Consider the following 10301-nt stretch of genomic DNA (forward strand, 5'->3'; position numbering starts at 1 on the left):
GTACTCCAGCCGTAGATGGTGATCTTCATGGCTGCCGGGCGGCTTGGCGGCGGTAGTGGCTGTTCCGGGCGCGGGCTTGGTGTCGGCGCCGCCATCGCGACCAGCTGAGCCGATGGGTCTCATCGTGGACTGGTCGCGCAATCACTGTTGTGAACAGGTGCTGGATCTCGTTGGAGGTGAGCGGTATCAGATCGTCTGGCGCGGGATGATTGCGGCGCTCGGCGGCAGCGGTGACAGCCAGGAAGGCGTGGGCGAGCATCGCGAGGGTGACCCAACGGTGCCAGGAGGTCCATCGGCGGACCTGGTGCTCGTCGAGTCCGGCCAGGCCCTTGCCAGCTTGAAACGTCTCTTCCACTGTCCAGCGCCGTCCGGCCACTTTGACCAGATCGGACAGCGGCACGACGTGGGGTGAGAAGCAGCGGTAGAAGGCGAGCTCGCCGCTTCGCCGGTTGCGTCGGATCAGCAGCCACCAGTGCCCCGGCTGTTCAGCTGGGCCGTGGATGTCAATCTGAGCCCAGTCGTAATACCGCTCGCCCTTGGCTGGCGTTAACGGTCTGATTTGGCCCCACTTTTCCGGTCCGAGTTGGCCCCACTTGCGGGGCGAGTGGGAGCGTTCGGGGGTTGTTCCGGTTTGAGCTGGCCCCACCCTCGACGTGGGGCTGGGACGCTCGGTGTAGGTCTCCGTGAGGGGGCGATGCCTGGTGGTGTCCTCGAAGGAAGAGCTGTTCCTGTTGATCCGCCGGGACTCGTGGCGGGAGGGGTTGTCGGTCCGTGCGCTCGCGCGGAAGTATGGCGTCCACCGGCGGCTGGTGCGCGAGGCCCTGTGCTCGGCGGTGCCGCCGCCGCGGCGGACACCGCGACGGCATTCGCCGCGGCTGGAGCCGTTCAAGAAGACGATCGACCAGTGGCTGCTGGACGATCTGGAGGCTCCGCCGAAGCAGCGGCACACCGTCCAGCGGATCCTGGCCCGGCCTCAGCAGGAGCTCGGGGCGGAGATTGCCTACTCGACCGTGTGGGACTACGTCCACCGGCGCCGGCACGAGATCGCCGAGGCCGCCGGGGCAGCACCCTCAGCGGGGTTCGTGATCCGGCACAATCAGCCCGGCATGGACGCAGAGGTCGACTTCGGCGAGGCCTGGGTCGACCTGGCCGGCGAACGCACCAAGTGCTACCCGTTCGCGCTTCGGCTCGCCTACTCCGGCAAGGCCGTTCACCGGATCACGACCTCCTGCGGACAGGAGGCCTTCCTCGACGGCCACGTCCACGCGTTCCGCGCCCTGGGTGGCATACCCGCAGGCCAGATATGGTATGACAACCTTTCACCCGCAGTGTCCCGGGTGATCCGCAAGAGCAGGTCGCGGGAGGAGCATCCGCGCTGGCACGACTTCCGCCGGCACTACTCGATCACCCCCTTCTACTGCGAGCCGGGACTTCGCGGCGCCCACGAGAAGGGCGGCGTCGAGGGCCAGGTCGGCTACTGGCGGCGCAACTACCTCACCCCCGTCCCGCGCGTCGACTCCCTCGACGAGCTCAACGACGCCTTCGTCGCGTCCGAGCAGGCCGAGGAGACCCGGCGGATCGGGATGCGGATCCGCACTATCGGCCAGGACTTCGCCCATGAGGCCCCGCTCCTGCTGCCCGTGCCCGACGAGGGGTTCGAGACGGGTCTGGCCTTCAATCCGCGCGTCGACCGCTACGGCATGGTCGCCGTCCGGGTCTGCCGCTACTCGGTCCCGGTCCGCTACATCGGCCGCACCGTCCACGTCCTTCTCCGCTCGAACGAGGTCGTCGTCTTCCACGGTCGCACTGAGATCGCCCGCCACCCGCGCCTGACCACGAAGGGCGCCGAGCGGCTTGTGCTGGACCACTTCCTGGAGGTCCTGCTGGCCAAGCCGGGAGCCCTGGCCGGCTCCGAGGCTCTCGACCAGGCCCGCCGCGCGGGCACCTTCACCCCGGCTCATGAGGCGTTCTGGTCGGCGGCCAAGCACGCGCTCGGCGAGAGCGACGGGACGAAAGCGCTGGTTCACGTTCTGCTGCTGCACCGGCATCTGCAGCATCGCGACGTGGTCGCCGGCATCCAGGCCGCGCTCGCGGCCGGGGCCTGCACCGCGGATGTCGTCGCGCTCGAAGCACGGAAGGCCGCCGAGAGTGAGGGCCGGTCCCCGACGGTCACCGTCACCGTCCCGCTGCCCGAACCGGTCACCCCGCCGGAGCTGCCGCTGCCGAGCCTGACCGAGCGAAGAACCACCCGCCTGCCACCCGACCAGCGTCCGCTTCCAGCGCTTGAGCGCTGGGACCAGCTCCTACACCATCAACCCGGAAGGGACCCGCGATGACCGGCCCGCACCACACCCTGACCGAGCCCGCCTCCGATGCCGCGATCGACACCGCCTGCCGTGTCCTGCGGCTGCCGACGATGCGGGCTCAGTTCGCCGACACCGTCAACCGCGCCGAACGCGAGCACCTGTCCTACCGGGGCTTCCTCACCGAACTGCTGATGGCCGAGTGCGAGGACCGCGACCGCCGCCGCTCCGAGCGGCGCATCCGCGCGGCCGGCTTCCCGCGCTCGAAATGGCTGTCCGACTTCGACTACACGGCCAACCCCAACGTCACACCCGCCCTGGTCAACAACCTCGCCACCTGTGAATGGGTCAAGAAGGGCGAGCCGCTATGCCTGATCGGCGACTCCGGCACCGGCAAGACCCACCTCCTGATCGGACTCGGCTCCGCCGCGGCAATGGCCGGCTTCCGGGTCCGCTACGCGCTCGCCGCCCGCCTGGTCAACGAGCTCGTCGAAGCAGCCGACGAGAAACAGCTGACCAAGACCATCGCCCGCTACGGACGGGTCGACCTCCTTTGTATTGACGAGCTGGGCTATCTCGAACTGGACCGCCGCGGCGCCGAGACGCTGTTCCAGGTCCTGACGGAGAGGGAGGAGAAGAACAGTGTTGCGATCGCCTCGAACGAGTCGTTCGGGGGCTGGACCAAGACCTTCACCGACCCCCGGCTCTGCGCGGCCATCGTCGATCGGCTGACCTTCAACGGCACCATCATCGAGACCGGCACCGAGTCCTACCGCCTCGCCCAGACCAAAGCCAGGCAGCAGGCGAGGAAATAGTCAGGCGGCCGTGCGGCTGCGTCGGTAGTCTCCGCCGGTGTCGTTGATTCAGTGCGTCTACTTCGCGATCTCCAGCGTCGGCACCACCGCCGACGAGATCACCCAGTTGCTTGGCGTGGAACCGGACGAGGTCACGGTGCGGGGGAGTCTGTCCACCTCACCTCACATCATCCCGTTCTGTCACGTCTGGAAGGTTGTCTGCAGCGAGCCCGGTCTGCCAGTCGATGAGCAGATAGATCAGGTCATCGGCAGGCTCCGGCCCCGCATGGAGGCGCTCACCGATCTGACAACCCGCCTGGGCCCCGGGAGCGCGATTCTTCAGGTCAACCGCTGGTTCAACCTGCATGACGAGCAGCCCTCCGGCTCGCCAGACGACACGAATCTCCTCGGCTGGCACCTGGACCGCGCGGTGTTGGACTTCCTCGCCGCAACCGGCGCAGATCTGGATGTCGGCGAATACGACATGACGCGCGGCGACGACTGACACCGCCGCCCATCAAAGCGGGGCCACTACAGACCGGAAGCGGGGCCACTCCGGGCCGGAGCACAAGAGCCCGCCGCAGCAAGCCGGGCCCAGTTCGGACCGGAAAAGTGGGGCCATACCAAACCGTTAACGCCACTTGGCGCCCGCTCCGGCGGATATCCACTGTCAGGCCCGTTTCGGTATCTTCGCCACGAGGGCCTTCGCCGGGGCCTTCCCCGCATGCGTGACGACTTGGTGGGTGCTGGAGACAGCCAGGACGTAGCCGATCCGGCGGTCTTCGAGTGCGGCCCGCAGGTGGGGGTTGTCGCCGTAGACCTCGTCGCCCGCGACCCAGCGGGTGGGTACGCCGGTGTCCAGCACCCGGGTGACCATCATCCGGGCAGCCAGCTGGGGTTTGGTCGCGAAGGTGACGCCATCGGGGATTCCGGCTGCTCGGCAGCGGTCGGGGTCGTCGGTCCACGAACGCGGTATGTACAGGGCTCGGTCGATTGCGGCGTGTCCGTGCGCGGCGGAGTAGACGAGGTAGACGGCGACCTGGGAGTTCTCGATGCGCCCTGCGGTGCCCGTGTACTGGCACTGCACACCCATGGCTGCGGTGCCCTTCTTTAAGTCCCCGGTCTCATCGACCACGAGCACAGCATCGGGGTCGTGCAAGTGCTCCGCTACAAAGGCGCGTACGTCGTCGCGGACGGCGTCCGTATCCCACTTCGCGCGGTGCAGCAGGTGCTGCATGCCGTCTGGGGTGGCATCGCCGGCATGCTCCGCCAGGGTCCAGCAGTTCTTCCTTGGAAGGTCCGACAGCAGGCCCAGCACCAACCGCCCTGCCCGGTGGCGGGGTTCGACCCCGCTGAACCGGCCTGCGATGCGGCCCATCAGCTGTTTGAACACCGCCCGCCAACGGGCAGGCACTACGCTGTGATCTGCCGCCACCGCCTGATCTTCGTTTGTCCACACAACTGACGATGATCACCAGTGGGCGCAGCTGTCCCACACCGGTCTTGACCGGTGAGATCATGATCGACGGCTGGAGTGCTGAGCGGTGATTCCAGCGGCGCGGGCCAGTACGTCGGCGGTCCGCGATCCCGCCTCGACGGCGTGGGCGGCGGTGCTGGGAAGGCAGCGGTGGTACTCGGGGACGAACTCGGTCATGATGACGCCGGCGTGATCGGTCGCGACCTCGTTGAGCGATGCCGGCCAGCCCTGTTCCATGAGAGCCGAGCGCAGCTCGCGTGAACGCTCGATGTCCACCACCGAATCGGCGGTGCCATGCACCAGCCACACCGGTATAGGCGGCAGCAGGCTGCCGCCCCGGCGGAGGTCGTCGATCGGGACGGTGCCGGTGGTCGGTGCCGCCGATGCGTACGAACCCGCGATTCCCACGATCGCTTGCGGCCTCCAGTCGCCAAATGCTGCAGGATTCAGAGCGACACCTACCGCGGCCTTGCCGCCCAGCGACCAACCGGCGAGCGCGATCCGTTCGGGATCCCCGCCGAAGTCGGACACGTTCTGCCGCACGAAGACAGCCGACTCCCTCAGGTGCGTTCGCCCGCCGTCCGGCGCGTCGGGACGCCAGTCCGGCACCAGGACGATGACGCCCAGCTTTGCCGCAGCGCGGGCGACCAGCGCGAGGACGTCCCGTTCGTCCGGGCCCCGGCCGTGCCAGAGCAGCACCGCGGGCACAGGACCCGACGCGCCCGCAGGCTGATAGACGTCCAGGAGCTTGCCACTGGCCCCATACCTGAGCCCAGTCTTGACGACAACCTCTGTGGTCACCCCGACACCCCCGACTGATCACATCACGAACCACGTCACGCTACCAACGTGAGTCGGCTGGCCTGACGCCAGGTCAACCGGCGGAAGTAGACCACTGAGCCTTTTCCATCGTGATCAGGCGGCGAGTTCGAGTGCGACGACGGCACGGACGACGGCAGTGATCCGGGTGGTGCTGCAGCGGAGCTTCCTCAGGAGGCGCCAGCATTTGAGGGTGGTCATAGCGCGTTCGCCGAGGCTGCGAATCTTGGCGTGATCGCGGTTGTGACGACGACGCCAGCCGCGCAGGTTCCTGCCCCGGAACGGGACGCGGACAGCAGGGCCTGCGCCCTGATACGCCCTGTCAGCCCAGCACTTGACGTCGTCAGTGGCGAGAGCGGCGGGTATGCCGTGGGTCCGGGCCACGGTCAGATCGTGCACGGCTCCGGGTAGCGCGTCCGAGGCCCAGATCAGGCGGCCGGCTGGATCCGCGAGGACCTGCGCGTTCATCCCGTGGTGCTTCTTCTTCCCCGAGTAGTGCGGGCGGTCGGCGGCGATGCGGTCGATCGGCAGTACGGTGCCGTCGAGGATCACGTACGCCTTCTTCCGCACCGTCGTTATGGCCTGTTCCAGCGTGGGCGCGAGAGCGGCCAGGAGGTCCACGGCCTCGCGTATGTACCGGTGGACCGTCGCGATTCCGACGCGGAAACCTGCTGCGAGGCGGGCGTAGGTGTCGCCGCAGCGCAGGTGGGCCGGGACGAGCACGGCCTGCCGGCCACAGGTCAGGCGACGCCAGCGGGAGCCGATCCGTCGACGGTGGCCTGCGAGGAGACCGGATAGGTACTGCAGAGAGCGGCTGGACAGGTCGATACCGGACGGGTAGACAAGCACGCGGAAGCTCCTGACAGACTAGTGATCTTGGTTGAAAACCCACCTACCAGGGGCTTCATCCTGTTGTCAGCCCAACGGCGTACTGCTGATGCAGGTTGAAAAGGCTCAATGTCAGTGCCGTGCTGTTCACTTGGCTGCGTGGACGCATCAGCTCTGCGCGCCCGTCTGAACGACGCCTGGCGCGCGCCCGAATTGCACTGCCCGCTGCCCATTCATGGGGCAGGGCATGTCTGTGTGCCCAGTGACGCGGAGGATCTGGCCGAGCTGGAGCGCGTCGCTGCGGACGTAGTTGACGGGGCGGGTCTGCCTGTACGTGCCTGGGTCGTCGGGGGTAGGGCGGCAGGGGTGCCCGACGGTCCGCCGGTGGGCGGGGAGGGTGGGCTCCCCATCGGCGGGAAGGGCGGGCTGCTGGAGCTGCGCGGGTGGGTGCTGGCCGAGCACTGGTTCGGATACGGCGTGACGGCCACCACCGATGGCCCGCGCCGCGTCGTGATCCTCGCCCGGCGCGCGTTCACCCGCCCGCCCGGGGTCGGGTGGGTGGCGTTGCTGCGGGAGGCCACCGGGTGGACGGAGCCCGATCGGTGCGGCGTCGACTGGGCCGCGACGGAGGCAGCGCTGGGCACCGCGCTGCCCGGTGACCACAAGGACATCGTCGACGCCTTCGGCGCGGGCAGCTTCGACGAGTACCTGGACCTGCTGGTGCCGGGTGCGCTGGGCACGGATCTAGTCTCCTGGGGCCAGGACATGGCGCGGTACGCCGACCTGTACCGGCCATACCCGGTCCACCCCGCGCCCGGCGGCGTGCTCATATGGGGGACCTCCGAGCAGGAGCTGACCTTCCACTGGCTGACCGGACCGGCCGATCCCGACGACTGGCCGGTTCTGGTGCAGTACCTGGACGGTAAGTGGCAGCGCTTCGACTGCGGCACCGGCGAGTTCGTGCTGCGCCTGCTCACCGACCGCACCCCGCCGTTCGCCTTCCCGCCCTCCGCCGGACCGTTCCCCCACTGGTTCGCCTCATGGGAGCTGCCGGAGGGCTAACTGATGGTTTCAAAATGAGATCCGGAGGCAGCGAGGGCGCATGCGGTGCCGCCGGTTGAGGCGAGGGCCTGTCCGGCTTGCCCCTGCGGCTCCGGCTCACAGCCTGCCCCACGGCGGCCGGCAGCCGCACAGACTCGCCCGTCCGGCCTGGGCGCCGTGCATAGTGTGCTCATGGATCGATTCGCGGGTCAGGCCCGCCTCGAATGGTGGGCCAATCACGCGACGTGCCTTGAGAAGTACGACATCGACATCACCGTCACTGTCGACGCGGTCGGCACGTGGCGGGCAACCGGTCGGCATGCCAATGCCCTCGACACGACCCAGCGCGAGGGCTGGGACTTCCTCATGGAGATGGACCCCCACTTCTCCATAGTGTTTCCCGGCGAGGACAACGGCGGGATCTTGGTGAGAGTCTTCGAGGCAGAGGACGGAACTCTCACGCTCACGGAGGCGCCGGACTGGGACGGTTCGGGGAGCATCACCTTCGACCTTCCCTGAGTTCAGCCGCCCAAGGGCAGGAACCGACTTTGCCGCCCTGCCACCGCCTCCGGCATGTCGCCTGTCACTGATCTTTCAGAATGAAGTTCGGAGACGGCGAAGGCATACGAGACTGCAGGCCAGTTCGAGGAGACCTTGGTGCAGATCCGCGCGTCGTTCGTAGCGGATGCGGAGCCGCTTGAACTGGTGCAGCCAGGCGAAGGCTCGCTCGACGACCCAGCGCACCTTTCCCAGTCCGGAGCCGTGTGCGACCCCGCGTCGGGCGATCATCGGTTTGATGCCGCGCTTCCACAGCAGACGGCGGTACTTGTCGAAGTCGTAGCCCCGATCGGCATACAGACTCCGGGGCTTGCGGCGGGGGCGTCCTCGCAGGCCCCGAATCGCTGGGACGGTGTCCAGCAGCGGCAGCAACTGGGTGACGTCATGTCGGTTCCCACCGGTGAGCGTGACGGCTAGGGGCTGTCCGATGGGTCGTGTGAGCTGATCAGGGCCGTGGCTTAGGCGCAGATGAGCTTCTCCGAAGGCGCCGTCGTCGGGCTCGCTGGCACTGAGAGCTCGTCGCCAATTCGCCCACGCTTGCCTGCGTCGGCCGGTTGAGGAATTTGGTTGCGGTGGACCAGGCGGTTGCGGTGATACTCCGGCATGAGTAGAGACGCCGAGGTCATCGTGCTCGCCCGCTGGTCGGACGAGGTGATGGAACCGCTGACCCAGGACGACCCGGAACGCACGTGGCGAGGTCGCTTCGTCCCGATAGCGGGGCACTGGGGCTACGAGTTCGGGTGGGCCCTGGAGTTCGAGAAAATGCGTGCCCGCAAGGGCCTGCTCAGGCACCTGGAGTCGCTGCCGTGGCCGCATCCGCATACGGTGCAAGTTCTGCTTCGCGACCAGGACGACGACTGCTTCGGGCTATGGATGTTCCAGGAGGGCCGGCTGGTGGAAGTCACCATTCCGCGCACCGAGCGTTTCCACCAGCCGGCACCGCCCAATGAGGACTTCGAACCCGACCCGGGCATGCTGCTGCGCACCGACCAAAACACGGCTCTGCCCGAGCAGACCCCAGAACCACGCCGCGACACCCGCTCACCCTGGTAGACCGAGTTCGACAGCTCATCTTGGGACGTCAGGGCTGTCGACGCGCACCTACTCAGCGAACTACGCCACCACTACCCAGGTGCCGATAAGTTCTGAACGAGGCGTTTCACTGCGGACGGAGCCATAGGCGGATCGCGGCCACGGTGACCGTCCCGTGGAAGACGTACGCCCGTTTGTCGAAGCGCGTGGCGACGGCTCGGAAGTTCTTGAGCCGGTTGATGGTCCGCTCGACCTCGTTGCGGCGGCGGTAGATCGTCTTGTCGAAGCCTGCGGGCCGGCCTCCTTGGCTGCCGCGGCACCGGCGGTTGGCCCGCTGGTCTCTTGGCTCGGGGATCGTGTGCTTGATCTGGCGTCTGCGCAGGTGACGCCGATTACGGCGTGATGAGTACGCCTAATAGGCCAGTGGGTTGGCCGGTTGGGCCGGTCGGCAGGGGCCAGAGCGAGACGCCTGAGATATACGCAGCGCCAGGAGTGCTTCGACAAGACGGACGCGGTTCAGGCCCCTGCCATGTCGGCTCCAGTCGCCGTACGGTTCCGTGATTCGAGCCGTTCCCAGAGCCACCTCCCCATCAGCCGGAGCCTTCGAGCTCTTCACGAGAGCGAGGACTTTGGGCAGGGCTGGGGCCACGGACGGCTGATGGGGTGGTGCGCCCGAGAGCGCTTCTATTAGGTCGCCGGGTGGTCCTGCCGTGGCTTGATGCCGACCGACAGCGAAGCCCTGAAAGGAGCGCGTCGTGCACGCAACCTGCGGAATTGACTGGGCTGAGGATCACCACGATGTCGCGGTGGTCGACTCGGACGCCCGACTGCTCGGCAAACTCAGGATCAGCGATGACGCGGCGGGCTTCCAGGACCTGCTGCATCTGCTCGCCGAGCACGGCGACGGCCCGGACGATCCCATCCCGGTGGCGATCGAGACCTCCCGCGGACTCCTGGTTGCCTGCCTGCGGGCCTCCGGACGCCGGGTCTATGCCATCAATCCGATGGCCGTCGCCCGATACCGTGACCGGCACGTTGTCTCCCGGAAGAAGTCCGACCACCAGGACGCGGTTGTCCTGGCGAACATCCTGCGCACGGACACCGAGTTCCATCGCCCCCTGCCGGCCGACTCGGACCTGGTCAGGGCAATTGCCGTCCTCGCGCGAGCTCAGCAGGACTCAGTCTGGGACCGCACCCGCGCTCACAACCGGCTGCGATCACACCTGCGCGAGTACTACCCCGCGATCCTCGAGGCGTTCGCAGCGAAGCGCGAGCGGCTGCTGTCCCGGGAGGCCCGCACGATCCTGGCGATCGCGCCCACTCCGGCCGAGGCCACCGCACTGACCCGCGGACGGCTGAGGACCGCCGTCACCAGAGCCGGACGCCAACGCCGCATCGACGCCGAGGCCGACCGGCTGCTTCAGATGTTCCGCCAGAGCCGGCTTCGCC

At 67.8% G+C, this 10301-nt stretch carries 9 protein-coding genes and 4 pseudogenes; 7 read left to right on the forward strand and 6 right to left on the reverse strand.

What is annotated here, in order from left to right:
- Positions 1-25: 25 nt before the first annotated feature.
- Positions 26-568: pseudogene (locus CW362_RS44915) on the reverse strand (IS701 family transposase); the annotation flags it as partial.
- A gap of 136 nt (positions 569-704) precedes the next feature.
- Here CW362_RS44915 and istA point away from each other — a divergent pair.
- From istA to CW362_RS31645, 3 genes are read left to right on the forward strand one after another with little or no spacing between them, the layout of a single operon-like run.
- Entirely contained in the window at positions 705-2336 is a 1632-nt protein-coding gene (istA, locus tag CW362_RS31635) for an IS21 family transposase (RefSeq protein WP_103553038.1), read from the forward strand.
- On the forward strand, positions 2333-3118 hold the full coding sequence (gene istB, locus CW362_RS31640) for an IS21-like element helper ATPase IstB (protein ID WP_103553028.1): 786 nt from the start codon (positions 2333-2335) through the stop codon (positions 3116-3118). Before istA ends, istB begins: the two co-directional genes overlap by 4 nt.
- Positions 3119-3155: 37 nt before the next feature.
- Entirely contained in the window at positions 3156-3602 is a 447-nt protein-coding gene (locus tag CW362_RS31645; protein WP_103553029.1) for a DUF4279 domain-containing protein, read from the forward strand.
- Positions 3603-3770: 168 nt separating this feature from the next.
- Here the strand turns inward: CW362_RS31645 and CW362_RS31650 are convergent.
- The 3 genes and pseudogenes from CW362_RS31650 to CW362_RS31660 all read right to left on the reverse strand — a co-directional run.
- Positions 3771-4475 (reverse strand): annotated as a pseudogene (locus CW362_RS31650) (IS701 family transposase); the annotation flags it as partial.
- A gap of 138 nt (positions 4476-4613) precedes the next feature.
- On the reverse strand, positions 4614-5375 hold the full coding sequence (locus tag CW362_RS31655) for an alpha/beta hydrolase (protein ID WP_103553030.1): 762 nt from the start codon (positions 5373-5375) through the stop codon (positions 4614-4616).
- A 114-nt stretch (positions 5376-5489) separates the two neighbouring features.
- A complete protein-coding gene (locus CW362_RS31660; RefSeq protein ID WP_103553031.1) occupies positions 5490-6242 on the reverse strand; it encodes a transposase family protein in 753 nt (250 codons plus the stop codon).
- Positions 6243-6380: 138 nt separating this feature from the next.
- On the opposite strand from CW362_RS31660, the gene CW362_RS31665 reads away from it, so the two are divergent.
- Complete coding sequence (locus CW362_RS31665) at positions 6381-7283, forward strand: hypothetical protein (RefSeq protein ID WP_162684295.1); 903 nt, start codon at positions 6381-6383, stop codon at positions 7281-7283.
- A gap of 171 nt (positions 7284-7454) precedes the next feature.
- Entirely contained in the window at positions 7455-7781 is a 327-nt protein-coding gene (locus CW362_RS31670; protein WP_103553033.1) for a hypothetical protein, read from the forward strand.
- 75 nt (positions 7782-7856) lie between these two features.
- Here the strand turns inward: CW362_RS31670 and CW362_RS31675 are convergent.
- Positions 7857-8246 (reverse strand): annotated as a pseudogene (locus tag CW362_RS31675) (IS5 family transposase); the annotation flags it as partial.
- Positions 8247-8423: 177 nt separating this feature from the next.
- On the opposite strand from CW362_RS31675, the gene CW362_RS31680 reads away from it, so the two are divergent.
- Positions 8424-8873 (forward strand): hypothetical protein, encoded by a 450-nt coding sequence (locus tag CW362_RS31680; protein ID WP_103553034.1) that lies wholly within the window; start codon positions 8424-8426, stop codon positions 8871-8873.
- Between the two features lie 106 nt (positions 8874-8979).
- Here the strand turns inward: CW362_RS31680 and CW362_RS31685 are convergent.
- A pseudogene (locus tag CW362_RS31685) lies at positions 8980-9264 on the reverse strand (transposase); the annotation flags it as partial.
- Between the two features lie 343 nt (positions 9265-9607).
- Between CW362_RS31685 and CW362_RS31690 the strand changes: the two are divergent.
- Positions 9608-10301: IS110 family transposase (locus tag CW362_RS31690; protein ID WP_240658134.1), on the forward strand; the 694-nt coding region annotated here is incomplete at its 3' end.

This window comes from Streptomyces populi (genome assembly GCF_002911015.1).
GTDB classification, from domain to species: domain Bacteria; phylum Actinomycetota; class Actinomycetes; order Streptomycetales; family Streptomycetaceae; genus Streptomyces; species Streptomyces populi.

Bases quoted from the DNA above. Each gene is read 5' to 3' on its own strand.
- istB (WP_103553028.1), top strand. From the start codon at position 2,333: ATGACCGGCCCGCACCACACCCTGACCGAGCCCGCCTCCGATGCCGCG.
- CW362_RS31670 (WP_103553033.1), top strand. From the start codon at position 7,455: ATGGATCGATTCGCGGGTCAGGCCCGCCTCGAATGGTGGGCCAATCAC.
- CW362_RS31680 (WP_103553034.1), top strand. From the start codon at position 8,424: ATGAGTAGAGACGCCGAGGTCATCGTGCTCGCCCGCTGGTCGGACGAG.